The 25,786-nt window shown below is 35.6% G+C and carries 31 protein-coding genes; 27 read left to right on the top strand and 4 right to left on the bottom strand.

Going from position 1 to position 25,786, the window contains the following annotated elements; all coding sequences use genetic code 11:
• Positions 1 to 38: 38 nt before the first annotated feature.
• From MJ631_RS05270 to MJ631_RS05160, 23 genes are all read left to right on the top strand, one after another.
• Positions 39 to 1,253 (top strand): DNA modification methylase, encoded by a 1,215-nt coding sequence (locus MJ631_RS05270; protein WP_262986240.1) that lies wholly within the window; start codon positions 39 to 41, stop codon positions 1,251 to 1,253.
• Positions 1,254 to 1,287: 34 nt separating this feature from the next.
• Positions 1,288 to 1,767 carry a hypothetical protein gene (locus MJ631_RS05265; RefSeq protein ID WP_226079810.1) on the top strand — a complete coding sequence of 160 codons (480 nt, stop codon included), beginning with the start codon at positions 1,288 to 1,290 and terminating at the stop codon, positions 1,765 to 1,767.
• 19 nt (positions 1,768 to 1,786) lie between these two features.
• The gene (locus MJ631_RS05260; protein WP_262986239.1) at positions 1,787 to 3,280 is read left to right on the top strand and encodes an ankyrin repeat domain-containing protein; all 1,494 of its coding nucleotides are present in this window, start codon (positions 1,787 to 1,789) and stop codon (positions 3,278 to 3,280) included.
• Positions 3,277 to 5,103: a phage terminase large subunit family protein gene (locus tag MJ631_RS05255; protein WP_262986238.1), complete on the top strand. Its 1,827-nt coding sequence runs from the start codon at positions 3,277 to 3,279 to the stop codon at positions 5,101 to 5,103. Before MJ631_RS05260 ends, MJ631_RS05255 begins: the two co-directional genes overlap by 4 nt.
• Position 5,104: 1 nt before the next feature.
• On the top strand, positions 5,105 to 5,338 hold the full coding sequence (locus tag MJ631_RS05250) for a gpW family head-tail joining protein (protein ID WP_143688830.1): 234 nt from the start codon (positions 5,105 to 5,107) through the stop codon (positions 5,336 to 5,338).
• Positions 5,339 to 5,377: 39 nt separating this feature from the next.
• On the top strand, positions 5,378 to 5,665 hold the full coding sequence (locus MJ631_RS05245; protein ID WP_143688829.1) for a hypothetical protein: 288 nt from the start codon (positions 5,378 to 5,380) through the stop codon (positions 5,663 to 5,665).
• Between the two features lie 15 nt (positions 5,666 to 5,680).
• Positions 5,681 to 5,956 (top strand): type II toxin-antitoxin system RelE family toxin, encoded by a 276-nt coding sequence (locus MJ631_RS05240; protein WP_208571806.1) that lies wholly within the window; start codon positions 5,681 to 5,683, stop codon positions 5,954 to 5,956.
• A gap of 128 nt (positions 5,957 to 6,084) precedes the next feature.
• Entirely contained in the window at positions 6,085 to 7,503 is a 1,419-nt protein-coding gene (locus tag MJ631_RS05235; RefSeq protein ID WP_143688827.1) for a phage portal protein, read from the top strand.
• The gene (locus MJ631_RS05230; RefSeq protein WP_262986236.1) at positions 7,490 to 8,533 is read left to right on the top strand and encodes a S49 family peptidase; all 1,044 of its coding nucleotides are present in this window, start codon (positions 7,490 to 7,492) and stop codon (positions 8,531 to 8,533) included. The genes MJ631_RS05235 and MJ631_RS05230 overlap by 14 nt, the downstream gene beginning before the upstream one ends.
• 77 nt (positions 8,534 to 8,610) lie before the next feature.
• A complete protein-coding gene (locus tag MJ631_RS05225) occupies positions 8,611 to 8,979 on the top strand; it encodes a head decoration protein (protein WP_077188124.1) in 369 nt (122 codons plus the stop codon).
• 25 nt (positions 8,980 to 9,004) lie between these two features.
• Complete coding sequence (locus tag MJ631_RS05220; RefSeq protein ID WP_226079800.1) at positions 9,005 to 10,009, top strand: major capsid protein; 1,005 nt, start codon at positions 9,005 to 9,007, stop codon at positions 10,007 to 10,009.
• Between the two features lie 96 nt (positions 10,010 to 10,105).
• On the top strand, positions 10,106 to 10,411 hold the full coding sequence (locus tag MJ631_RS05215) for a head-tail joining protein (RefSeq protein ID WP_226079799.1): 306 nt from the start codon (positions 10,106 to 10,108) through the stop codon (positions 10,409 to 10,411).
• Entirely contained in the window at positions 10,412 to 10,903 is a 492-nt protein-coding gene (locus MJ631_RS05210) for a phage tail protein (RefSeq protein ID WP_262986235.1), read from the top strand.
• Positions 10,900 to 11,373, top strand: coding sequence for a hypothetical protein (locus MJ631_RS05205; protein WP_226079797.1), 474 nt, complete (start codon positions 10,900 to 10,902; stop codon positions 11,371 to 11,373). Before MJ631_RS05210 ends, MJ631_RS05205 begins: the two co-directional genes overlap by 4 nt.
• Positions 11,360 to 11,824, top strand: a complete 465-nt coding sequence (locus MJ631_RS05200) for a phage baseplate assembly protein V (protein WP_047759504.1) — start codon at positions 11,360 to 11,362, stop codon at positions 11,822 to 11,824. The genes MJ631_RS05205 and MJ631_RS05200 overlap by 14 nt, the downstream gene beginning before the upstream one ends.
• A complete protein-coding gene (locus MJ631_RS05195; protein ID WP_226079796.1) occupies positions 11,821 to 12,075 on the top strand; it encodes a PAAR domain-containing protein in 255 nt (84 codons plus the stop codon). Before MJ631_RS05200 ends, MJ631_RS05195 begins: the two co-directional genes overlap by 4 nt.
• 2 nt (positions 12,076 to 12,077) lie before the next feature.
• The gene (locus MJ631_RS05190; protein ID WP_226079795.1) at positions 12,078 to 12,413 is read left to right on the top strand and encodes a GPW/gp25 family protein; all 336 of its coding nucleotides are present in this window, start codon (positions 12,078 to 12,080) and stop codon (positions 12,411 to 12,413) included.
• 2 nt (positions 12,414 to 12,415) lie between these two features.
• A complete protein-coding gene (locus tag MJ631_RS05185; RefSeq protein WP_226079793.1) occupies positions 12,416 to 13,210 on the top strand; it encodes a baseplate assembly protein in 795 nt (264 codons plus the stop codon).
• Positions 13,210 to 14,364 carry a phage tail protein gene (locus tag MJ631_RS05180; RefSeq protein ID WP_226079791.1) on the top strand — a complete coding sequence of 385 codons (1,155 nt, stop codon included), beginning with the start codon at positions 13,210 to 13,212 and terminating at the stop codon, positions 14,362 to 14,364. Before MJ631_RS05185 ends, MJ631_RS05180 begins: the two co-directional genes overlap by 1 nt.
• 168 nt (positions 14,365 to 14,532) lie before the next feature.
• Positions 14,533 to 15,243, top strand: coding sequence for an ankyrin repeat domain-containing protein (locus MJ631_RS05175; RefSeq protein ID WP_262986233.1), 711 nt, complete (start codon positions 14,533 to 14,535; stop codon positions 15,241 to 15,243).
• 25 nt (positions 15,244 to 15,268) lie between these two features.
• Positions 15,269 to 15,730, top strand: coding sequence for an ankyrin repeat domain-containing protein (locus tag MJ631_RS05170; RefSeq protein WP_182182953.1), 462 nt, complete (start codon positions 15,269 to 15,271; stop codon positions 15,728 to 15,730).
• Positions 15,731 to 15,836: 106 nt separating this feature from the next.
• Positions 15,837 to 16,112 carry a hypothetical protein gene (locus MJ631_RS05165; protein ID WP_017532679.1) on the top strand — a complete coding sequence of 92 codons (276 nt, stop codon included), beginning with the start codon at positions 15,837 to 15,839 and terminating at the stop codon, positions 16,110 to 16,112.
• Positions 16,021 to 17,712 carry a recombinase family protein gene (locus tag MJ631_RS05160; protein ID WP_262986232.1) on the top strand — a complete coding sequence of 564 codons (1,692 nt, stop codon included), beginning with the start codon at positions 16,021 to 16,023 and terminating at the stop codon, positions 17,710 to 17,712. Before MJ631_RS05165 ends, MJ631_RS05160 begins: the two co-directional genes overlap by 92 nt.
• A 47-nt stretch (positions 17,713 to 17,759) precedes the next feature.
• On the opposite strand, the gene purF is transcribed toward MJ631_RS05160, so the two are convergent.
• Complete coding sequence (purF, locus tag MJ631_RS05155; protein ID WP_007302311.1) at positions 17,760 to 19,145, bottom strand: amidophosphoribosyltransferase; 1,386 nt, start codon at positions 19,143 to 19,145, stop codon at positions 17,760 to 17,762.
• A gap of 249 nt (positions 19,146 to 19,394) precedes the next feature.
• Here purF and MJ631_RS05150 point away from each other — a divergent pair, with 249 nt between their 5' ends.
• The 3 genes from MJ631_RS05150 (at position 19,395) to MJ631_RS05140 (ending at position 21,915) form a co-directional block, all read left to right on the top strand.
• Complete coding sequence (locus MJ631_RS05150; protein ID WP_262986231.1) at positions 19,395 to 20,372, top strand: hypothetical protein; 978 nt, start codon at positions 19,395 to 19,397, stop codon at positions 20,370 to 20,372.
• A 250-nt stretch (positions 20,373 to 20,622) separates the two neighbouring features.
• The gene (locus MJ631_RS05145; protein WP_262986681.1) at positions 20,623 to 21,642 is read left to right on the top strand and encodes an IS110 family RNA-guided transposase; all 1,020 of its coding nucleotides are present in this window, start codon (positions 20,623 to 20,625) and stop codon (positions 21,640 to 21,642) included.
• Positions 21,643 to 21,684: 42 nt separating this feature from the next.
• A complete protein-coding gene (locus MJ631_RS05140; protein WP_041581332.1) occupies positions 21,685 to 21,915 on the top strand; it encodes a hypothetical protein in 231 nt (76 codons plus the stop codon).
• Between the two features lie 131 nt (positions 21,916 to 22,046).
• On the opposite strand, the gene MJ631_RS05135 is transcribed toward MJ631_RS05140, so the two are convergent.
• The 3 genes from MJ631_RS05135 to def all read right to left on the bottom strand — a co-directional run bounded on the left by MJ631_RS05135 (position 22,047) and on the right by def (position 24,322).
• On the bottom strand, positions 22,047 to 22,574 hold the full coding sequence (locus tag MJ631_RS05135; protein WP_007302313.1) for a demethoxyubiquinone hydroxylase family protein: 528 nt from the start codon (positions 22,572 to 22,574) through the stop codon (positions 22,047 to 22,049).
• 445 nt (positions 22,575 to 23,019) lie between these two features.
• The gene (locus tag MJ631_RS05130) at positions 23,020 to 23,793 is read right to left on the bottom strand and encodes a uracil-DNA glycosylase (protein WP_010403847.1); all 774 of its coding nucleotides are present in this window, start codon (positions 23,791 to 23,793) and stop codon (positions 23,020 to 23,022) included.
• Positions 23,783 to 24,322: a peptide deformylase gene (gene def, locus MJ631_RS05125; protein WP_007302315.1), complete on the bottom strand. Its 540-nt coding sequence runs from the start codon at positions 24,320 to 24,322 to the stop codon at positions 23,783 to 23,785. The genes MJ631_RS05130 and def overlap by 11 nt, the downstream gene beginning before the upstream one ends.
• A gap of 137 nt (positions 24,323 to 24,459) precedes the next feature.
• Here def and ftsA point away from each other — a divergent pair, with 137 nt between their 5' ends.
• Positions 24,460 to 25,698 (top strand): cell division protein FtsA, encoded by a 1,239-nt coding sequence (gene ftsA, locus MJ631_RS05120; protein WP_007302316.1) that lies wholly within the window; start codon positions 24,460 to 24,462, stop codon positions 25,696 to 25,698.
• The last annotated feature ends 88 nt before the right edge of the window (positions 25,699 to 25,786 follow it).

The following is a 25,786-nucleotide window of genomic DNA, read 5'->3' as shown; positions in this document are numbered from 1 at the left end:
AGATATATTTTGAATATTAACTTTTTAATTATTAAGATATGAATTTAGCAATCCACTACTATCCTACTCGAAATCTGGTCGAATATGAGCGTAATCCACGTAAAAATGACGATGTAGTCAACAGAATGTGTGCTTCTATTCGAGAATTCGGCTTTCGTATTCCAATAGTTGCAAAAAGCGATGGTACTGTGGTTGATGGTCATTTAAGACTTAAAGCAGCAAGAAAACTCGGTATGGAGAGTATTCCAGTGGTCTTAAGTGATAATTTAAACGAACCACAAACCAAAGCTTTTCGATTACTTGCCAATCAATCAGCTAATTGGGCAAAGTGGGATGATGATCTTTTAAAAGTGGAAATTCAAGAGCTAGAAGATTTGCAGTTTGACCTTAAAATGACAGGATTTGAATTAGAAAAAGTTCAACATTTCCTTGATGATTTAGATAGTGAAAAAGAAGATTTTTCTGACTTAGCTATTGATGACAAAAAGGTAACAAAACCAGGTGATCTTTGGATTTTAGGTGATCATAGAATCTATTGTGGTGATAGCTCTGTAGTTGAATCATATAAAGCGGTATTAGACGATAAAATGGCAGATATTACCGTATGTGATCCTCCATATAACGTTGATTACGGTAGCAGTCAGGAAAGAGAAGATAAAAAAATATTAAATGATAATCAAGGTGAAAAGTATGAGCTTTTTCTCTACGACATCTGTTCCCACATTTTAGCATATACGAAAGGTGCAATTTACATCTGCATATCATCATCAGAGTTTTCAACGTTGCAAAAAGCATTTGAGGAGGCAGGAGGAAAATGGTCAACATTTATCATTTGGGCAAAGAATCACTTTACGCTAGGAAGATCAGATTATCAAAGACAATACGAAGCAATGCTCTATGGATGGAAAAGCGGCAATAAACGTGAGTGGCATGGAGGTAGAAATCAAAGTGATCTGTGGTTTTATGATAAGCCAATACATAACTCACTGCACCCAACAATGAAGCCAGTAGAGCTAATGGAGAGAGCAATAGTAAACAGCAGCAGATCAGGAGACATAGTACTTGATCCATTTAGCGGTTCTGGCAGCACGATGATTGCATGTGAGAGAACAGGAAGAATTTGCAGAACAATAGAACTAGATTCAAAATTTGTAGATGTCACCATAAAACGTTGGCAAATATACACAGGTAGGGAGGCAATTCTTTCTGGTACTGGTAAAACCTTTTCAGAGACTCAAGAAGAAAATTCGTAGATAAAGAGACACAAAAGAGAGAAGAGAAAAAAAAGTGGAAAAGATAACACAAACAGAATGGGCAAGAGAGATAGGAGTATCAAAGCAATATGTCTGTTATTTAGTAAAGAAAGGAATAGTTGAGTTGGAGGATGGTTTGATCAATAGAGAACAGGCAAATGAAGCGGTGGCAGCAATAAGAGATCCAAGTCAGCCACTGAGGAGGAAAAATCCAGAAAATACAAGTAATCTTTCTACAATGTTGCTAAAAACGCGAATAAAAAATGAGATGGAACGAGGTAAACTGCTTGAGGCAAAAGCAAAAGCTGAGATTGGTGAACTTGTAGCAATAGAGGAAGTAAAGCGCGATGCGTTTAATGTAGCAAGAGTTGTCCGTAATAATTTGCTTAATATTCCAAATAGAGTTTCAGCACTGCTTGCATCACTGAGTGACACTGAAAAGATTCATATGGCGCTAACCGAAGAGATTACAAACTCATTACAAGAATTATCTAATACTAAATTTCAAATATAAAAAAGATTTTGAATATAAAATGGCTGATAACCTAAGTTTGGAGTTAATAAAGTGCCTCATCAATCAACCTGGATTAGATGTTAATGTCAGAGGATTAAATGGAAAGACACCACTACATTGCGCTATAGAGTTTGACGAATTAAGCATGGTAGATCTGCTACTCACAAAAAAGAATATCAATCCTTTTGTAGAAGATAATGATGGTAAAACATCTCTTGATTACGCCAAAGAAGAGAAAAAAGCAGAAATATTACAAGCGCTAATCAACAATAAATATGGATCAGAGCAAGATAGTTTACTTCATTTAGCTGCAATGATAGGTGAAATTAATGCAGTGAGATATTTGATAGGAAAAGGTATTGACGTTAATGTACGAAATGCTTTGCATCATACGCCATTACATCTAGCAGCAGGGATAGGACATGGAAATGTTGTCAAAATTTTAGTAAAAGAAGGAAAAGCTGAAATAGATGTCTTTGATGCACGAAATCAGACACCAATGCACTATGCAGTTAATAATAAAAAGTTGGAGATAGTAAAGTTACTGCTGAAGCTAGGAGCAGATGTAAATAGCGCACGCATGGGACAAAACTCAATGAAATTGTCGCCTGTTCATATAGCTGTAAGTAATACTAATTACGATGAAAGAGACTTATGTCTTGATATCCTCAAATGCTTAATAAAGGAGCCTAATGCTCAAGTCAATTTGCAAGACTACGAAAATAAAACACCACTACATTACGCTGAAAGACTTAAAACAATAGAAGTTTTACTAACGCGAGAAGATATAGATCCATTGGTAAAAGACGATAGCGGCAAGACACCATTTGATTACGCTAAACCTGAGATAAAGAAGGCTTTGATGAGTAATAAATACGGTTCTGAAAAGAATAGTCTACTCCATTTAGCTGCACAAAGAGGAGAAATTGAGCTTGTAGATGCAATCTTAAAGGAAGAAATCGATATTGATATTGTAAATAATAAAGGTTTATCACCGATTTACCTCGCTGCAGAAAAAGGACATTTACATGTAGTAAAATTACTACTGAAAAAAGGGGCCAATTATACATCTGTTTTGCACTTAGCAATCAGTTTAAATAATTTAGAGTTACTTAAAGTTTTGTTTACTGAAAAAAATGGAGCGTTACTCTGCAGAGACACCGTTATTAATTTTCCAACCCTTCATAACAAATATATAGTACAGAGAGAAATAGCAGATAAAAGGATAAAAAGACATAATAATATTGTCTGCATCTATGTTCCAATTAGTGCAATAGCAGTAGCAGCATATATAGGTTTAACAGCAACAACAATAAGCGGTGCAGTCATTTTTGCAACAATAACAGGGATATTTGCGCTCATTATAGCAATAATGATAAGTGAGATGAGCAAAAGATATATAGAAAACGAATTTCAGAAAAAGATGTTTATGGAATTGGAGGAGTCTGGAGAAATAAGTTCTACTGTTAATGATGTTGAGTTAGAACCAATTACTAGTAGATGCAGACAATGATATACGCCACATCTTTTTCTGAAGGTTTAAGACCAGATCCCCAGCTTAAAGTATCAGAGTGGGCGAATGAGTATCGAGTTCTAGCCCCAACTGCAGCATCAGAGCCAGGTAAATGGAGAACAGAAAGAACTCCTTATTTAAAAGAAATCATGGATTCACTTTCTCCGTCCTCACCAGCAGAAAAAGTAGTATTCATGAAAGGAGCGCAGATTGGAGGAACAGAAGCAGGAAATAATTGGATTGGCTATATCATAGATCAAACGCCAGGGCCAATGCTGGTAGTACAGCCAACAGTTGAAATGGGAAAACGTTGGTCAAAAGGAAGATTTGCGCCACTGATTGAAAGTACACCATGTTTAAAAAGTAAAGTAAAAGACCCAAGATCAAGAGATTCAGGCAATACTGTGCAGAGTAAGGAATTTCCAGGTGGAATAGTAGTAATAACCGGAGCAAATAGCAGTGTAGCACTGAGATCTATGCCAGTAAAATACCTCTTTCTTGATGAAATAGATGCCTACCCAGGAGATTCAGGAGGAGAAGGAGATCCAGTACTGCTCAGTATTGCTCGAACTAATACATTTGCAAGGCGAAAGATTTTTTTAGTATCGACACCAACGATTCATGGAATAAGCAGAATTGAGAAAGAATTTGAAGCAACAGATAAGAGATATTTTTTTGTACCATGTCCGTATTGTAATTACTATCAAGTTCTAAAATGGTCACAAATAAAATGGGAAGATAAAAATCCAAATACAGCACACTATATATGTATAGAATGTGGTAAAAAGATAGAAAATCATCAAAAGACAGAGATGCTTGAGCGTGGAGAATGGAGAGCTACAAATCCAATGAAAGGTGAGAAAAAAGGATTTCATCTTTCAAGTCTTTATAGTCCAGTTGGCTGGTATAGTTGGCAGCAAGCAGTAGAAGATTTTCTCCATGCAAAGGAAAGTGAACAATTACTGAAAGTTTGGATAAATACTACGCTTGGAGAAACCTGGGTAGATAAAGGAGAAGTACCAGACTGGAAGCAATTATTTAACAGGAGAGAATTTTTTCAGATTGGCACAGTACCAAAAGGCGAAGTAGTTCTCACAGCAGGAGTAGATGTCCAAAAAGATCGTCTAGAGGTGGAAGTTGTAGCATGGGGAAAAAGCCGCGAAAATTGGTCAATAGACTACCGAGTATTTGAAGGAGATACAGGAGGTGGGGAAGTATGGGGAAAGCTTTCAGAATTACTTAATCATCATTTTATCGGTGAAAATGGGCTTGAATATATGATAAGTATGATGGCGGTTGATGCTGGATATGCAACGCAAGAAGTATACAACTGGGTAAGAGGTCATCAAGGCTGTGGAAGAGTAATGGCAGTGAAAGGTGTAAATAAAGCACTAGTACCACTTAGCAGCCCAAGTAGAGTAGATATAACAGTTGGTGGTCAAAAGCTAAAGAGAGGAATAAAGCTCTGGCCAGTGGGAGTATCGATATTAAAGTCAGAGCTTTTTCAATTACTTAATATTTTGAAAGAAGAAGAGAAAGTGCCAGCAGGATATTGTCATTTTCCGGAGTATGCACCTGAATATTTTAAGCAGCTAACGGCAGAGCAATTAGTCAGCAAGGTAGTAAAAGGATACACTAAACAAGAGTGGCAGAAGGTAAGAGAAAGAAATGAAGTACTAGATTGCCGAATTTACGCAAGAGCAGCATCGATAGCACTGGGAATAGACAGATGGCCAGAGAGTAAGTGGAATAGTTTGAGTGGAAAAATGGAAAGTAAAAAGCCTAAAAAAGTGAGACAAAGTAAATGGTTGAATGAGAAGTAAAATGTACAATCAGGAATATTTAAGTCAAGTCGAAGAAGCGATAAAAAAACTGCAAAGCGGAGAGCGAGTAGTATCAATTGCATATGGTGACCATGTGGTGAGATATGCTGAAGTTCAGATAAATGACCTGCTGAATCTACGGCAACGTATTAAGGCTGAACTGAAAGTTGCAGGTGTGAGACCGAAGAGAAGAATTGTGATTGCGACAAGTAAGGGAATTGACAAAATTGTGTAAAAATGTTATAGTTTAAAATTGGTATTTTCTAGTTAAAATATGGATCAAAGTCAAGAAAGGCTTAATGTTAATGTAAATTTTGAGGGGGAATTTGCTCACTACCTTATAGAAATGGCAAAAGTTCAAAATAGAACTATAGAAGAGGTTGTAAAGGACCTAGTGGAAGAAGAAATTGAAGCAAGTAAATTATCTGAAGAAGATGATGAAATAGATGAAGTAGATATAAAGTTGGCTAAGCTTTCTCTTGAGCGTGATGCTAGAGGTGATGAAGAAATTAGAAGTGAGGATGTAGATTGGAATAGAATATTATCTGCAAAAACAGTCTAAAGGTGGAGATACAAGCTGAGATACGATATTATCTATTCAAAAAAAGTTCTTGAGGAAGACTTTCTTGCATTACCACCAACGATAAGATCTAGAGTGAGAAGAGCTGTAGATAGTCGTCTTGCAACCAACCCTAAAGCAATAGGTAAAGCATTATCGCATGAATTCAAAGGGTATTTTAGGATACGAGTAAGTGATTATCGTGTAATTTATAGGATAAATTACTCAAAACACACAGTAACTATTACTGCAATGGGACATCGGAAGGACATTTATGAACGCAGCCCAGAATAAGCGTTGGTATTTGTGCAAGAGCCTCATGCATAATTTATAAAGTGTTAACAGCCAGACTCTCCAGCAGCTTGCTGTAATTTTTTAATGTCAAATTGCGCAACAAACTGCTGCATAATCAAAGAGGCAAAATGCTATTAAAATCGTTCAAACAACTATTTAGTAAGCCAAAAATCAAAAGCTCAGCGTGGGATGCAGCAGGCTCAGGAAGAAGATTTTTTCACTTTCAACCAGAGTTAGGAAGTATAAACAATTTGCTGTCTCAAAGCCTTGAAACTTTACGTAGTAGATCACGTGATATGGTGAGAAAAAATCCATATGCAGCAAATATTATTGATACAATAGTAAGTAACTCTATTGGAACAGGAATAAAACCACAATCAAAAGCAAAGAATGCAGAATTTCGAAAGAAAGTGCAAGAATTATGGCTAAAATGGACAGATGAAGCAGATAGCTGTGGAATAAGTGATTTTTATGGATTACAAGCTCTGGTATGTAGGAGCATGATAGAAGGTGGAGAGTGTTTTGTACGCCTCCGACATCGTAAACTCGAAGATGGATTTTCTGTACCATTGCAACTTCAAGTATTGGAATCAGAGCATTTGGACAATAAGAGCAATCAAACACTAGCCAATGGTAATGTAATAAGAAACGGGATTGAGTTCAATAGACTTGGGCAAAGAGAAGCATATTACTTATTTAGAGAACACCCTGGTGAAAGTACGTTTGGAGAATCAGTGAGAGTACCAGCAAACGATGTTTTACATATATATAGACCACTAAGACCTGGGCAAATTAGAGGAGAGCCATGGCTTTCTAATATACTGCTGAAGCTTTATGAGCTTGATCAATATGATGATGCAGAGCTGGTGAGAAAGAAAACTGCAGCAATGTTTGCTGGATTTATTACAAGACTCGATCCAGAAGCAAATATCATGGGAGAAGGTGAAGCAAGTGAGCAAGGAGTAGCATTATCTGGCCTAGAACCTGGAACAATGCAGCTTTTAGACCCAGGAGAAGATATAAAATTTTCAGAGCCGTCTGATGTTGGAGGAAGTTATGAAGCATTCATGAGACAGCAACTGAGGGCAATAGCGATTGGTACAGGGATAACATATGAGCAGCTAACAGGAGATTTAACAGGCGTTAATTATTCATCAATCAGAGCTGGATTAATAGAGTTTCGTCGTAGATGTGCTATGCTGCAACACAACATTATGGTATTTCAATTTTGCAGACCAGTATGGAATAGATGGCTAGAATTAGCGTTAGTATCTGGAAAACTTTCTATAGCTAAAGATTTAACAAGTGAGTCATTGAAAGAAGTAAAATGGATACCACAAGGGTTTGATTGGGTTGATCCTTTAAAAGACCAGCAAGCACAACAAATGGCAGTAAGAAATGGCTTTAAAAGTCGATCAGAAGTAGTATCAGAAATGGGTTACGACGTAGAAGAAATTGATCAAGAAATAGCAGAAGATCAAAAGCGAGCAAATAGTCTCAATTTAATATTTGATTCTGATGTTGGGGGAAACAATGTTTCTAAGTAGACCATTAATGCTTGAAGCAAAAAGTTTTGAACTACTATCGCTTCATAGTCAAAAACAACCTATCTTTAAAAACGTAAAACACTATGTAAAGAACAATATAGAAAAGACAGCAATAATACCAATACATGGCATTTTAACTAAAAAACCAGAAGCTTTTGATGATTTTCTAGGTATGACATCGTACGAGAAGATACAAGAGGAAATAGAAGAAGCTTTAGAGGATGAAAAAGTGGAAATAATTCTTTTGGATATAGATAGTCCAGGAGGAGAGGTCAATGGAGTGTTTGACCTGGCTGATTTTATTTACGAATCAAGAGCAAAAAAGAGAATTGTGGCATTAGCAAATGATGATGCTTACTCTGCTGCATATGCTATAGCGTCAAGTGCTGAAAAGGTATTTGTGAGCAGAACTTCAGGAGTAGGAAGCATAGGGGTAATAGCAAGTCATATAGATCAAAGTGGATTTAATGAAAAATGTGGAATAAAATATACCACAGTATTTGCAGGAAGTAGAAAAAATGATTTAAATCCACATGAGCCAATGACGTCTGAAAGTCTGGAAAGCTTACAAAAAGAAGTAGACCGACTATATGAAATGTTTTTGCAGCTAATAGCAAGGAACAGAGGTCTTTCAATTGAAAAGATTCGATTAACAGAGGCAGGGCTATATTTTGGGGAGAAAGCAGTAGAAATAGGCCTTGCAGACGGAATGACAATTCTTTCATCTATTAATAAAAACAGGAGTATTACTATGAATGAACAAACTACAAATGACCTAGAAACTGATAATTTAACCAAGTATCGTACTGAAGTTCTTGAATTAATACGTTTATGTAATTTATCGAAGATGCCAGAAAAGATAGGAGAATTTATTGAGCAAAGTGTAAGTGTTGAGCAAGCTAGGGAAGTTTTAATGGAATTACTTGCAGAAAGAACAAAGAAGACAGAGATACTGAGTGCAATACCACAGAATTCAGGAGAAGAGTTGATGATGGAGGTAGCAAGGACTAGAGCGCAATCAAGTATTTAAGTTTTTTTATAACCGCCGCGTACAACAATTACAAACATGGCGGTAAAACTAAAGGGGAAAATAAATGAGGAAATTTTATGAGTTGTATAATCGAACAAAATAATCTAGGTGACTTATTAAAGTATGAGGCATCAAGTCTATATTCAAGAGACCAAATAACGGTAGCCAAGGGACAAAATCTTAAACTTGGTACAGTTGTTGGTAGTGATAAGGATAACATGATTAAGATAATAAATCCAACTGCAACAGATGGTACACAAACAGCAATAGGTGCGATAGTAAGTGATGTAAATGCGACAGAAAATGCCAAAGCAGTAATCATTACACGTATAGCAATGCTAGCAGATCATGCAATTGTGTGGCCAACAGGTATCACTGAAGAGCAAAAAGCTGCAGCAATAAAGCAACTTGAAGGACGAGGGATCATTGTCCGCAAGGGAGTGTAACTTAAATTAATAAGGGGGAAAAAGAATGCAAAATCCATTTACGAATACAGCATTTAGCATGACGGCACTAACAAATGCGATGAATATATTGCCGATAAATTATGGACGTGTTGAAAATTTAAATTTGTTTCCAAGTAGGTCAGTAAGATTTAGACATATTACGATAGAAGAACACAACGGAGTGTTAAGTTTACTACCAACGCAAGTACCCGGAGCACCAGCAACAGTAGGAAAAAGAGGAAAAAGAAAGGTAAGAACATTTACGATTCCGCACATTCCGCATGATGATGTAGTGCTGCCAGAGGAAGTACAAGGAATAAGGGCATTTGGATCAGAGAGTGAACTTAAAGCGCTGGCAGATGTAATAACTGACCATTTGCAGCTAATGAGAAATAAACATGCAATAACGTTGGAGCATTTGCGTATGGGAGCGCTGAAGGGAATAATTTTAGATGCTGATGGGTCGGAATTATTAAATCTGTACAACGAATTTGAAATAACACCAAAAGTAGTAAATTTTGCCCTTGGAACAGCAACAACTGATGTAAAGCGTAAGTGCTTGGAGGTATTGCGACATATTGAGGATAACTTAAGTGGTGAATATATGACAGGAATTCATGCACTGGTAAGCCCTGAGTTTTTTGATGCATTAACTTCCCATAGTAAGGTGAAAGAGGCATATGAGAGATGGCAAGAAGGAGCAGCGCTAAGGAATGATATGAGGTCAGGATTTACATTCTGCGGAATCACATTTGAGGAATATAGAGGGCAAGCAACTGATCCTGAGGGAAATGTAAGAAGGTTTATAGAAAGAGAAAGTGGAAACTGTTTTCCAGTAGGAACAGCGAGCACATTTACAACATATTTTGCACCAGCAGATTTTAATGAAACGGTAAACACACTAGGACAACCACTTTATGCAAAACAAGAGCCAAGAAGATTTGATAGAGGAACAGATTTACATACGCAGTCAAATCCATTGCCAATGTGCCATAGACCTGGCGTATTAGTAAAAGTTGCTATAGCATAACATACTGGTAGAGTAACTACAAGGTGGTGAGGCACAGAACGACTCTACCAGTATGCGCTTTCTTAGCATGTAAAGGTTAGTATATCAAAAAGAAATATGCAAGAGAATATTAAGCGATTATTAGAAGATTGTTTTGCCCATTTAGGAGAAGTGGCTTTGTATAAATCAAAGGATAAGTCATACATGGTACAAGTATTAAAGCAACAGCCAGATAAATTATACGAGATTGGTGAAGGACAATTTGTGGAAGAAACTTTAGCGTTAGAAGTAAGTGCGTTTGATGTGTTAAGGCCAATAGTAGGAGATGTTTTTGTTATAGGTGACCGTAAATATAAAGTATATTCTCCACCGCTGCAAGATAATTCAGGAATGATATGGAAAATTCGAGCGTCAGGAGTATAAATGCGTACCGGTAGTATTATACAAAGTATAGATGCTAAAAGAAAAAAAATAGAATTAGCAATAGTGAGAGCGTTAAACAGAACAGCACTATGGCTAAAATCAAAAGCAGCTAAGGAAATTAGTGAGGAAAAGAAGATAAAATTGACGTTAATGAGAAGAAGGCTAAGAATTTTTAAGGCGAAAACTAGCAGATTAGAAGTGTTAATTAGAGCAAATCTCTATGACATTAGAGCATCGACAATTGGTAAAATACAAAAAACAAGAAGAGGATCGAAAGTAGGAAAGCATGAGTTTATAGGAGGATTTGCAGCAGTTATGCCAAAAGGAAATAGCGGTATTTTTAAGCGTGAAGGAAGAACAGCATTACCAATAAAGGAAATTAAGTTGCTACTAGAACCAGAGGCTTCAAGGATAATAGGTAATCTTGTTAATTATGAAGTTGAAGAAGTCTTTACAAAGTTTTTTGAACGTCAATTGAGCTATAAAGGATGAATTTGAAAGATTTACATGATAAAATTTGTACCACGCTGAAGAGAGAAATACCAGCAATACAGACGTGCGAAATTTATCCAACAATAAGGAAAGAATTGATAGCACCGGCAGTATTTGTGGAACTTAGTGGCTTTGAAAAAGGACATGATCCAGGAACAGAAGAATTAGCGTTGAGAGCAAAATTTGAAGCACGAATTGTAGTTGATGGAACAGTCGAGGATTCCTCGGTAGTTGTAAGGTCATTAGCAGCAGAAGTAGCAAGAGTAGTAAACAAAAATACATGGAATATAAAAAATGTTTCACCAGGAGAATTTATCTCTGCAGAAATTGACGGATTTAGACCCGAATTAGATGCATATTTGGTGTGGATGGTTGATTGGAGTCATCAGCTTCATTTAGGTAAATCGATATGGACAGAAAATAAGATTAAGCCACATACGATTATAATAGAAGAAAATGTTAGAGAGTAATTTTGCTATTTCAGAGCTGCAAAGAAAGTTAGCAAACATTGTACGAATAGGAGTTGTAAAAGAAGTAGATTATGAGAAAGCAAAAGTAAGAGTGAAGATAGGAGAACTTTTAACAGATTTTCTTCCATGGATAACTTCTAGAGCAGGAGAGGAAAGAAGCTGGCTACCACCAAGCATAAATGAACAGGTAGTAATATTGTCACCATTGGGAGAGTTATCATTAGGAGTAGTACTAGCTGGAATATATCAGCAAAATTATTCTGCTCCAGAGAATAGTGAAATGATTAACAGTTTAGTATTTCAAGATGGAACAAAGTTATTGTATGACAAAGAGAGCAAGAATCTTGAAATTTCTGTAGTGGATAAATTAAATTTTAAAGTAGGAAAATCAGAGATAGAAATGACAAAAAGTGGAATAAAACTGAAAGCAGAAAGGATCGACTTAAATTGAACAAAGGAATAGTGAGGTTAGGAGACTACTGTGGAGAAGCTATACCACATTTCTGCATTAGCGGCAGTAATAATGTTTTTGTAAATGGTAAGCCAGTTTGCCGGCAAGGAGATAGTTTTAGTGAAGGAAAAATATTAATAGAAGGATCAAAAACAGTGTTTGCAAATGGTCTTGGTATAGGAAGAGTAGGAGATATAGTTTCATGTGGGTTTAAAGTAATAAAAGGCAGTGAAACCGTGTTTGCAGGCTAAAAATGAAAGGAACGGATTCTAAAACAGGCAAAGCGTTAGAAGGAATAGAGCACTTAAAGCAATCGATAATTGATATACTGACCACTCCTATTAACAGTAGAATTATGAGGAGAAGTTATGGTTCAAGGCTATTTGAATTAGTAGATAAGCCAATAAATAAAGATTTAACACTTGAGATATATGCGGCAACTGCAGAAGCTTTGGAAAAATGGGAAAAGAGGTTTAAGTTAGAAAAAGTAAAAATGACAGAGGTGAAAGAAGGAAAAGTAACGCTTGACCTAGAAGGATTATACGTACCAAGTGGGAAAAACATTCGCTTTGATGGAATGGTTATATAAGTATGCAGTTGCCAAATATTGTAGAAAAGCTAAGTTTCGAGGAAATATTTTCCAGAATGAAGGAGGAGTTAGTGTGTAGAGATGAAACCTTTTCAGCGTTAGTAGAATCCGATCCAGCAATAAAGATTCTGGAGGTAGCAGCATGGCGAGAACTTTTACTCAGACAAAGGATGAACGAAGCAGTAAAGAGCAATTTACTAAAATTTGCAACGGGAGAAGATCTTGATAATTTAGCTGAGTTTTATGGAGTGGAGAGGCAGAAAGAAGAAGAGGACGAACGATTTAGAAAAAGAATTAAAGCAAAGATAGCAGGTTGGTCAACAGGAGGAAGTAAGGAATATTATAAATATCATGCACTGTCAGCAGATAGTAGAGTAAAAGATGCACTAGTGGAATCAACTATACCAGGGAAAGTACAAATTTCAATCTTATCAACACAATTATCCACAACTGGCATAGTGTCAGAAGAGCTACTAGAAATTGTAAAAAAGCAGGTTACTAGAGATGATATAAGGGTTTTAACCGATACAGTAACAGTGATAGGTTGCAATATTACGGAAATAGATATTCACAGCAGAATGAGCATAAGTCCTATAATATCAGAGGAAGAAATCAAGAAGCAGTTCATCAAGAAGTTTGAAGCAAGTAGAAGGTTGGGATGGAATGTTACAAAATCATGGATAATAGCGAATCTATTTGTAGATGGTGTAGAAAATGTGGAATTAATAGAGCCAAAAGAGGACGTTGTAGTACTAGGAAATGAGTGCGCTGCATTAAGAAAGTTAAAGGTTGAGTAATGTTATTGCCACCAAATGCAACAAAGCAGGAAAGAGCGCTAGTAGATGCGATAGATTATAAAGTAGATATCCAAAGAGGGTTTAAATTTAGATTAGAAGAAAGAATATTACCTTGGCTAATTGAGGAATATGAATTGGGGGAAATATTACGCTGGGTAAAAGATAGAAGAAAAGCCATAGTAGAAGGAGTAAAATTTCAGCGTTTAAGAGGAACCCCAGCATCACTCAAAATAGCACTAAAATGGGCAAATATAGAAGATATTACAATTATCGAAGAACCACCTGGTAAACATTTTTTTGAACTGCAGATAGGGATAAGGGATGTTCCAAATGATTTCTTTGTTGATGCAGTAGTAGAGCTGGCAAAACTATCATTGCCTGCAAGATCCAGATTGATGAGAATTTTTAACGATTATTATAATGCGCAGAGATTTATATTAGATGAGAGTTTATTTGGAGATCTTCTTTCTGACTATTCAGGGGTAAAAATAGAAAAAGATGGACCAGTGTTATCGTTTGGAAGAATAAATTTTTTCAGTTCTAGAGGTCCGTTAGTAGAGATTGTAGACAACTATTTAAGAGAGCATTATGAACAAACATTTAGTAATGACATATATCGATTAGATGTAGCAGTACTTGGAGAAACAGAGCCTCACACAAAGGATTACAAAGGCATCTATGAAAGGAGTCATCAGTGGTACAATTTAAAAGCACTATATCCATTACCACAAAGTTTATTACCAGAAATAAAGTTTGCGAAAGCGCAAGTTATATTATCGGACAGTTGGAGCTTAGGAGAAATAAACGCATGTTTTCCAGTAAGTAGTGTAGAGGAAAGAGGGAATAAATTTGTATTGGGAAGCGATAAACTTTCAGGGCAACATTGGAGTTTAAAACACAAGCCAATTTTAGAAAGATTCAGCATTATCCATCGTTACAAATTAGAAAATTATACAGATCAGAAGGTCAGAAAATATGTTTTAGCAGAACACAACGTTTACTATAAAAATGACTCAGATTCAGAGCAAAAAGACTCAATACACGAATTAGAAAAGCACATTTTAGTATTTTATCCAGGAGTACTGAAGTGGCACGAACATCGACATTTGCACAGAAGTTGGAAAAATAGTCAAGTAATATGTATAATAAGCTAAGTACTTATATTTAGATCCTCATATATTATATTAATAATAGGTAAAAGTGTATGAAATAAAAAGAAAAAGACTTGCTTTCTTATGCTAAAACGGACATGACTTGAATAGCGGCAGGTAAATATAAGAAATTTGTCTGGCGCTAGAAAAGCTAATTTTGTGAGGTATGAAATGAGTTTTAGCAAGAGTAAGTTTTTTAAAGAAGTATCAAGTAACGGGTTTAAAAACATTAATAAAAGAAATGAAGAAGGAGAGACGATCTTGCATCAAGCAGTAGAAATCTCTGATTATAAAACAGTGAGGTTATTAATAAAAAAAGGAGCAGATGTTAATGCAAGAGATAAAAATGGTTATACACCTCTGCACTGTGCAGTATTTGCAAAAAGTTTAGAAAATGTAAAAGTGCTGCTAAGAGAAGGAGCAGAAGTAAATGCCACTCAATATGTCACTGGATGTACGCCACTGCACTCTGCGTGCAAAATAGGAGGAGCAGGAGTTGAAATAATAAAAGAGCTGGTAAAGGCCGGAGCTGAAGTTAATCAACTGAATAAGTACGGTGCAACACCAATGTACTATATCTGGGAAAGTGAAAAGTATCGTCTATGTGATAGCAAAGAGAGTGAAAAGGCGAGTAAATTTTTGAGAGAAAAAGGAGGAATAACAAAAAGTAGAGAACTGACGTGCTATGGAATAGAGGGGCTAGTGGGAGAAATAGCAGACATGTTGAATGGAAGCTACATGCCGGAGCTAAAAATAATAGAGATAGGAGAAATAAGGAGGAGAGACAAATCGCTAATAAAGAAAGAATGTCAAAATTTAGCAAGCAAGATAATCAGCCAAGTGAATGCAATGATAGATGAGGTGGTAAAAAGGAAGGCTTAGGTTTAAAGAAAAGGTGGGGTAAGTTATGGTAAAGCTGGGTAAAAAAGAGGAGTCACTATTAGAGAACTCGTTTAAAAATATTTATGAAAGAGACGAAAAAGGAAGAACAGCTCTACATTATGCAGTAGAGGTAAAAACAGTGAGGTTATTAATCGAAAAAGGAGTAGATGTGAATGCAGCAGATGTAAGAGGACATACAGCACTGCATCTAGCGATAACGGAGAAACGTCTAGAAACAGTTAGAGAATTGATAAAATCAGGAGGGAATGTAAATGCTGAAGAGTATGGCAATAAATGCACTCCGCTGCATCTTGCATGTATGGTAGGAGAAAAAGAAATAGTGGAGGAGCTAGTAAAAGCAGGGGCTGAAATAGAGCAAGCAGATAAATTTGGAATAACAGCGATGGATTATGCGAAAAATAGCAAAGAAATAGCCGAGGTATTAAAGAAAGAAACAGAGAAAATGGAAAGTTTGTTAAAAAAATAAGAGTCGTATCAGAAAGCGCAACAGCAGTTGGTAAAGGAAGGGCTAGACCAAATTTGAAGGCTGTAGCTGATAAAAGTTGGTCTTTTTCATAAGAGTAAATGGATTGATGGAAAAAAGGAGTGGTAAGGCTCCTTGCACTACAAAAACATTTGCAGGAGAAACTATGAGAAAAAGAACATTAACTTGCCGATACGAGCCAGATGAATTAGCGGAACAACATCTAGCAGACGCCTATGAGCTGTTACTAAGGTATGCGGTAAAAAGAAACAATGAAAAGGAGATAAAGAAAAATGATAACAGTGGCCTTATATGCAAGAGTTTCATCGAAGAGTCAAGCGCAGAACAATACAATAGAGAGTCAAATTGCCGAGCTCAAGCATAGAATTGCTGCAGATAAGCATGAGTTATTGAATGAGTATGAATTTAAGGATGATGGGCTTAGTGGGTGGAGTTTAGAACGTGAAGGTTTAGATGCATTACGTGATAAAGTAGGAGAAGATCAAATTGATAAAATTTATATTCATTCACCTGACCGACTATCAAGAAAATCTGCACATCAAATGATATTACTTGATGAATTTGAAAAAGCAGGAGTAGAAGTAATATTCTTAAATCATAAGACTGAAAATAATCCAGAGTCTAAATTGTTATTGGGAATGCAAGGATTAGTGGCAGAATATGAGTGTACAAAGATTATGGAACGTAGTCGTAGGGGAAAACTCCATAGAGCAAAAAAAGGCTGTGTAAGTGTAATTGGCATTGCACCTTTTGGTTATAATCGTATAAAGCATGTAGATAGAGAAAAGACAAAGTTTGAAATAAATGAAGAGGAAGCAAAAATAGTAAAGCAGATATTCATGTGGGTAGGGCAAGAGAGAATAAGTATAAGGGAAGTGATACGTAGACTAAGAGATAAGTCAATTAGAACAAGAACTGGAAAGAAGGTGTGGTGTCCAATAATAATTTGGAAGGTGTTAAGAAATCCAGCATATAAAGGACAAGCAGCGTTTGGTAAATTAAAGAGGGTTGAAAAAAGAGAAAGAAATAAACAAAAGGTTTCTATCTGTCGCACAGATGAGGACAGCTGGATTTATATACCAGTACCAAAAATAGTTGATGAAGGGTTATTTAATAAAGTACAAAAGCAACTGGATGAAAATAGAAAAAGAGCAAGGATGCAGAGAGAGGGAGGAAAAAAGAAATATCTATTACAAGGTCTAGTTGTGTGTCAAAACTGTGGATATGCGTATAGTGGTGCACAATGTGGAGTTGAGGGAAAAAAGTTTAGCTATTATCGCTGTAGTAGTACTATACGTATTACTGATGGTAGGGAGAAGTGTACTAATAAATTGGTCCGTACAGATATGTTAGAAACAGCTATATGGGAAAAGGTGAAAAATTTACTAAAAAACCCAGAGATAATAAAAAATGAGTATCACCGTAGAATTGCAGAAAATAAAAATGATGAATCATCAGATAAGAAGCTTGCAAGAAGGGAAAACCAAATAAAACAAGGCATCGAAAAGTTAATGGAAGACTATTATAGTCAAGAAAATGTAGGAGATAAAGGATATATAAGTGAGGAAGAATTTAAACAGACGATGAAAAGAATGAGGGAACGCTTAAGAGGGATAGAAGAAGAGAAGAAAAAGGTAGTTGATCAAAAAGCAATAGAGAAGGGAATGAACCTTATCATCAACAGTATAAAGAGTCTTTATTCCAGTGTAAAATCTAATTTGGAACAGCTAGATTGGCAAACTAAGCGTGGCATCATTAAAGCATTAGTAGAACGAATTCAGATTGGTTATGACCAGGTAGAAGTGGCGTTTAGAATCGAAGAACCAGCACAGGATGGAGAGATTTTTAATTTGCAACATTGTACTGGACGTCATAGTAAAGGGAATGACGAAATTTGTAAAGTAGTTTTTACTCAAATGACGCCCAGGCAAAAACTATATGGTTATGCAAAAATCTATTTTTAAAACTGTTAATATAACATAGAAAAAACCTCACCTTCATTAATAATAGATTACTTACCAATTGGGTAATCACCAGTGAAGCAAGCATCACAATATTGCGGTGTAGCATTGTTACGCACCTCTCCTTTAACAGCCCTGTATAGGCCATCAATACTCAAGAAGGCTAGGCTATCTATTCCTATAACTTCCTTAATTTCCTCTACAGATTTATTTGCAGCAATTAAATCTTTGCACTCTGGCGTATCTATTCCATAAAAACAAGAGTGCTTAATTGGTGGACATGAAATCTTTAGGTGAATTTCTTTTACTCCTGCATCTTTTAACATAACTATTATACTTCTGAGCGTGCTACCACGCACTATACTATCGTCTATTAAAATTATGTTTTTACCCTTTAAAATATGCTTATTAGCATTGAACTTTAATTTTATTCTAACCTTACGTATTTCAGGGATTGGCTGTATAAATGTTCTTCCTATATAATGATTACGAATTATCCCCAGTTCCATAGGTAATCCTGAATGCTTTGCATATCCAATAGCTGCAGGTATTCCAGAATCAGGTATTGGTACAATCATATCTACATTGTTCTTTGGTGGACTTTCCTTTGCAAGTATTCTTCCTATTTCTTTTCTTGTATCGTATATAGACCTATTCTCCATTATGCTGTCTGGTCTTGAAAAATAAACGTATTCAAAAATACAAAAACTTGATTTTTGCTTTGGGAAAGGAAACATTGAGGCTAGCTTACTATCCGAACTGATGGTAACTAATTCGCCTGGTTCTATTTCTCTAATAAACTCTGCATTTATTATATCAAGAGCACAAGTTTCAGATGCAAGAACGTAAGAACCGTTTAACTTTCCTAAAACAAGAGGCCTGATTCCAGATGGATCACGTACTCCAATAACTACTTCTTGATTGATTGCCACAAAAGAATAAGCACCTTGTATTTGCTTTAATGCATATATAAAACTCTCTAAAAAGCTATCTTTTTCACCGCTTGCTGTCAGATGCACTACTACTTCTGTATCAATATCTGACTGAAAAACACACTCTTGTTTAATTAATTGTTCGCGTATCGGAGAAATATTAATTAAATTACCATTATGTGCTATGGCGAAATCTCCAAATTTGCCACTTTTGCCAAACATGGGCTGCACTCCAAATTTACTACCACTGGTTGAGTATCGAACATGACCTATTGCACAGTCTCCAGGTAAGGATTTCTTTATTTCATCTATATCATCAAATACGCTGCTCACTTGACCTTGAAAGTGATAAGAGAGCAGCTTATCGTTGTTACTGGTTACTACACCAAAAGACTCTTGACCTCTATGCTGCAAAGCGTGGAGAGCAAGTATAGAGTTAAAAGCAGCACTTTGGTTGCAACTTATGCCAAATACCCCACACTCCTCATGTACTTCATCAAGCATGAAAAATATTAAATAAAGCCTGATTGTACTTTAGTAGAGGTAAAGTACAAGAATTTTATTTGTTAATCCCTTTCAAAGTTGAAGCTTTCTACGGTAGTTTTGGTGTATACCAGAAAGTAGATTATATGCAATTAACCAATTTTGAGATTTTTGACAATTTTTTAGCACTGAAGAGAAAAAGATATTTTTATTGACTTATCTATGTATTGAAGTAATCACTAAAAAGTTTTATTGGTTATGGTATATAATATGTCTAAGCAAGTAGGTAAACAAGGTGAAAGTAATCTTATTTTAGAGCCTGAACAGTTCTCTAACAGCTTCTTCAATAGTCAACAGAGTAGTTCATCAAATCCAAAATTACCGACTATAAGTCGTAAAGATAGGCATATGGATTTAATCAAGAAAAGGTACGCAAAAAACAAAGATGTTGCAGAATATCTAAGAAGTTATGACTTTATTAAAAGAGCAGAAGAATTGTCAATAATTTATCTTTTTGAGCGAGACTCATCTTCTACGAAATTGCAAATACCATTGACTACAGATGAACAAATTCTAGTTAAAAAATTTTGTGATGAGATGATAAAAGGTATAACAGAACACGATGAGCAAGAAAGCGTTTTAAAGTACATGGAACGCATAATAGAGGGTTATTTAAATCAAGGAATAAGATTAAACTCATATTACGGTAAGGATAATAAGACTGTAACAAATTTTATATTTGAAAAAATGGAAGAATTAATTAATCGCTTTCATGCAAATCCACACAATTCAACTACAAAAAATATCATACAAAAGATCACTCGTAATTTAGTGTTAAAAGGTGGGGTAGAAAAAGGATTATCTTTTTATAGCGATATTGAAGGCGGATATTACGGCTCTAATTATTTAAATGATCTTAACGAACAATGTAAGAGTAAGAAAAAAATGCTAGAGGGTCTAGCATATGAAGGTATTGTGAAAGAAAATAACAAGCAAATTGATAAATATGATCTTGAAGTAGAAGTAGATAATAAATATTTTTATATTAAGTATCCACAAGGTAGTATTGTTGAAATTGCGAGAACTTTAAATAATGAAAAAGCTAAGGATTTAGAAGTTGGCATATTTCAGATTGAGGAAAATATAGTAAAAGTTGAAATTACAGAAGATGGAAAAAGAAATTACACAGATATCTTAAAAGGTGGTATTGAAATATTTTTTACTACTAAAATAGGAGAGATGGTATGAATAAGTATTGCTTGGTTGGAAGCAAGAGAAGATAATGACTTCTCAGAGTGGATAGGTGGCAGGTTGGATATTTTTCTGAAGCAACTTTCTGCTCAGGGAGTAGAAAGAAGACTTCGTAGGGGAGATTAACTGCCCCTGCCACCGAAAATCATCGTGAGGCTCACAAAATGTGATGACCTCGTATAGGAGTTTGGAACAACCGGCAATATTCTACTCTGATATATTGAAATATGCAATTGGAGGAAAAAATATGCGTCACATTGGAGTTGATTTACATACCAATAGTTTTACTGTTTGTTACTTACAGGAAGGGAAACCTGAGCATATTCAAACGTTTCGCTTAAAAGACTTGGATAATTTCACCAAAGATCTTCAAGAAACAGATGAAGTAGCCATAGAAGCAACAGGTAACAGCTGTTTCTTTTATGATGCAGTTTCACCTTACGTTAAACGCATAGTAATAATTGCTCCTGGGCAGTTTGAAGTTGTTCGTCGCTCTGTGAACAAAACAGATAAGCATGATGCACGAGCTATTGCTTTCTTTCTCAGCAAAGATATGTTGCCTGAGGCAAGGTGCAAAAACAAACAATGCCAGCAGTTAGCTTCTCTTCTTCAAATGAGAGATCAGTTAGTAAAGTCACGGGTATCTTTAATCAATAAAGTTCATGGTCTTTTTAATTACCATGGAATAAAAATTAAAAAAGAAGTACTTACAACTAAAGTAGGATTTGAACGTGCTACTCAAAAGCATAATTGGGATACTTTAGAAAAAGTTGAAATTGAAGTGATTAGCTATCATTTAGAAGCTATCCGAGAAAGCCTTAAAAAGCTTGAAAAGGAAATTATAGCTTTCGCTAAACAACTTCCTGGGTTCAGCAATCTTATCAGCATAAAGGGAATAGGTCCAATTTCTGCAGCTGTTTTTATTGTAACAATTGGAGACATTAATGATTTCCGTAGACCTGAGAAACTTACTGCATATTTTGGAGTTGTGCCAAGAGTTTCTCAATCTAATCAGCAATGTACAATTGGAAGAATTACCAAACGAGGGTCAAAAATAGCGCGTACTTCTTTAGTTCAATGTACTTGGATTGCTGTACGTTACAGTCCTTACTTGAAAAGCTTTTATGAACATATAAAAAAGAAGCGTGGTTCTGCTAAGGCTATAACTGCTACTGCTAGGAAATTTCTTATAACTATTTTCTACACTCTTAAAAATAACTGGGTTTTTAAAGATTTTACAAAATTTGAAATTTTTACTGGACAATAATCATAGGAGATTAGTATTTATCTACGGAAAGATGGTAACAAAATGGTAGTAGAAATTGATGAGAAAAGCAAAATAAGGTTTAGCAAGTTAGAAAACAAATCAAGCTTTGGAGGGAATTGTCTTATACAGGGAAAAAGTGTTTTAGAAGTTATGGGCAAGAGTTTTGAAAATATTCCTGAGGAGTTAACTCAGACTATTAAAAACGTTCCATCTACTAGTCTTATGCAAACATGTTTACAACAACAAGAAAACTCTAATAGGGAATTAAATTAATGTATTTTTAGGATAATAATTAAGAAATTAATTATAAACATTCATACGCATTCGATTGTAGTAGAGGATATGAGGCAGCAATTAGCACAAGAACTAAAGGCAAATGTGGTTGGTTGTCAAATAGTGATTGATTAAATCAATTTAGAGAGGTAAATAGCAGCTTTGCAGCTTGTTTTTATGAACAAAGATAAAACGTTGTAGCCAAGTGCGCTTTCGGCATTGTGCTGAATTGCAATATCTCTGTGCTCTAATTCCTCATCGCGAAATTTACTTATAGTTTCTCTTAATTCCCCATCTTCTAAATGTAAGACTTGCTCCTTGTAGTGCTCTCCGATCACTTCTTCAACTGCAGCAGTGCAAGCCATAGCGGCTTTTTTACCCATCATGGCAGTTACAACACCAAGTGATACCCCTAAAGCACCCCAAACTGGCAACAAAACAGTAGGACGAACTCTTTGCTCCTTGATTTTCTCATTAAAATAGTGGAAATGTTTTTTTTCCTGCTCCTCCATTTCAATTATTTTGTCAATTATGGAAGATTTTTTAAGAATAAATTTTTGACCGGAATAAATGCAAATGGCTCCATATTCGCCAGCATGATTTACTCTAATTGCTTGTTCTAAAAAATTTCCTTTCAATTTTTTTATATTGCTTTCCAATGTCTCCTCCCTTTATTTCTGCATTAGTACTACTATAAACCAATATATTATAGAGTAAATAAAATTCCATGCGTGCATTGCACCAACATTGTGATTACAGGAACTCAAGCAGCTATAGCAACGGCAAGAGTTACTTGACGGACTCAGCCATTCTCCTTAAAATAAGGGTGAAGATATATTATTTATCTTCAGTCTGTGCAGATAAAAGGACAAAAAGCTCGATATACTTGATGTTTAATTTTTTGCACTATGTGCACTCTATGTCTTTATAAAACTTTTACCCACATAAGCTAAAATACGCTTATCAAAGCATTTAATGCAATGAAAAACGCCAATTAAAAAAAAGGTAGTAGCTGATAGATTTTCTTTTGCCTTTTTCTCTGTTTAGTAAATTTTTCAATATTTAATGCAATTAGCCGGCACTGGGATGACAACGAGTAGTGAGCTAAACGTCCGTGTGGTTATTGGTATTATCAAGATATTCTCTAATCTTCTTTAAATCTTCCCAAGCTAAGCGTTTTTGTGCTGGTTGACGAAGTAGATAGGCTGGATGAAATATAGCGGCTGTGGTAATTGCATGAGATAAATATTGGTTAGTATAAGTATGAAATTTGCCACGCAAGTTCGATATAGTCTTTGTGTTATCAAGAAGGCTATAACATGCGATTCCTCCAACAAAAATCAGAATCTGCGGTAAAACAAGAGCAATATGCTTCTCAACAAATGGTCTGCACATATCAAGCTCTAGATCAGTTGGTTTTCTATTACCTGGTGGACGCCAAAACACGGTGTTGCTTATATATACCTTAGTGCGGTCCAGATTAATTGCACCGAGCATCTTATCGAGCAGCATTCCGCTTGCACCACAAAATGGTATGCCTTTCAGGTCTTCATTTGCTCCTGGTGCTTCACCAACAAGCATGATTTTTGCATTTGGATTACCATCGGAAAAAACAGTATTAGTTGCAGTTTTTTTTATTTCACAACCCTCAAATGACTTAACTGCACTTCTTAGTTCATCTACACTACCACATTCACTTGCAAGCTTCCTTGCTTCAATGATCCAATCACTTGGGAACATGGCTTTTTTCTGCTCGATGACAGAAGACTGTGCAGCTCTCTCATTTTCCACTTTTTTTTCCTCTTCACCTTCAGTTAGCGTGCAGTCAACACCCACTTCATGATAGAACTTCAACAATTCTAGATCTTCATTGTTCATAGTGCCTCTTAACCTTTTGAGCTTTTTTCATAGCCATATCGTACTTCAATTTAGACAAATGTCTAACGTATAATATACCATTTAAATGATCTAACTCATGCTGAATACACCTTGCAAGCCAACCACTAGCTTTTAGCGTCTGTTCTTCGTTATTTAAATTTTTATATTTCACAGTTAAATATTTTGGACGCTTAATTTCATGGCTTTGCTCTGGAATTGAAAGGCACCCTTCTTTGAGAATTACTTGTTCACCCGATAATTCTGTAATTTCAGGGTTAATCATGCAAAATTTGCCAGTTGATTCATATCCTGCTGGCCCATCTTCAGCCTTCTCTGGCTGAACGTCCATGATAAAAATTCTCTTCAGCACTCCAACTTGTACTGCAGCAAGACCAAGACCTTCTGCATAGTACATAGTTTCGAACATGTCGTTTACTAATTCTTTAATTTTATCGGTTATATCTATTACTTCACTGGCACGTGTAGTTAACCTTTCATCAGGGGCAATTACAATTGGCAATTTAGACATAAAATTAAAATTTTATGTTTTATTTTTTCCTTTGTACAGTATTTTGGGTATATTAAAATGTTGCTGTATTTTTAATAGAAATATAAATTATTAAAGGAAGCTACAATTTGAATGGAATTGTGTCATAAGGTCAACTAATGTACTCTGCAGTAATAATAAAACCAAAGCGAAATGTTTTTGCCGTTTTAGACGTAGGTACAACAAAAATTATCTGTCTCATTGTTAAGATCAATAGCAACTTCAGCTATAAAATAATAGGAACGGGTTATAAAAGTGCAGAAGGTATAAGCGGTGGATCAATAACTGATGCAAAGCATGCAAGTTACTCTATTTCATCAACTATAGGTTTAGCTGAGCAAGTATCAGAAGAGACTATAGACCAGATATATGTGAATGTAGCCGGATGTGGAGTCTCATCTTTTAACGTATATAACGAAATTATTGCAGCTAATCACGAAATTTCAGACCGAGACATAAAACGTGTAGTCTTTCAGACATTTGAGAAATATATCGAAGAAAATGTCATCATTCACAATATACCACTGAAATATCACTTAGATGATATGACTGACATAAAGGAAGTCAGTGGATTATATGGAAAAAGATTATCTGCTGATGTTAATGTTGTCACTGCTTCGCGTCCAGCGCTTACCAATATCGAAAATTGTATAACTAATAATAGTGGGATAAGTATGTCTGGTTGTGTTGCTTCTGCATATTCTGCAGGCCTTGCCTGTCTAAGTAAAGATGAAAAAGAGCTAGGAACTGCCGTTGTTGACATAGGAGGTGGATGCACTGCAATTGGAATTTTTAAGAGAGGAAAACTTGTGTACACAAGCAGCATTCCAATTGGTGGCATTCACATTACCCGAGATATAGCTTATGGACTATGCACAAGTATAGAGCATGCTGAACGCATAAAAATACTATACGGTAGCACTATTGTAACTTCAATAGATGAGAATGAATGTATTGCAGTGCAAAGTAATGAAAGCGATGAACCAACTCAAGTGTTTAAGTCTGAACTTGTTAACATCATAAGACCAAGGGTTGAGGAAATACTTGAGCTGATAAGAGAACAATTTCAAGAACAGAAAGATCCAATTAATAAAGTAGTGATCACAGGTGGAACCAGTCAACTCACAAGCATGAAAGAAATTGCAAGCTATATATTCAATAAACAAGTCCGTATCGGATGCCCTGAATCTTGTAGCGGTCTTGATGGCGAATACGACAAAAATCCTGTATTTTCTGCTGCTTTAGGCTCTATAAAGCTAATAGTTGACACCTTTTATAGAAATAATTCTGGAATGCTTGGTCACGATGGCAAAATAAGTAAGTTATACCATTGGGTTAAATCAAAAGTCACAGTCTAGATTTTTGTCTTTATCTCTTAATATACAAATGGCTTGATCTAGGAGCTTATTTTTATAGTATTATTACACTGATGTATCCGTAAGAGAA

It is taken from the genome of Wolbachia endosymbiont of Oryzaephilus surinamensis (assembly GCF_025617515.1).
GTDB lineage: Bacteria > Pseudomonadota > Alphaproteobacteria > Rickettsiales > Anaplasmataceae > Wolbachia.
Note: the sequence above shows the minus strand (reverse complement) of the source record. Positions and strands in the feature narration are given on the sequence as shown.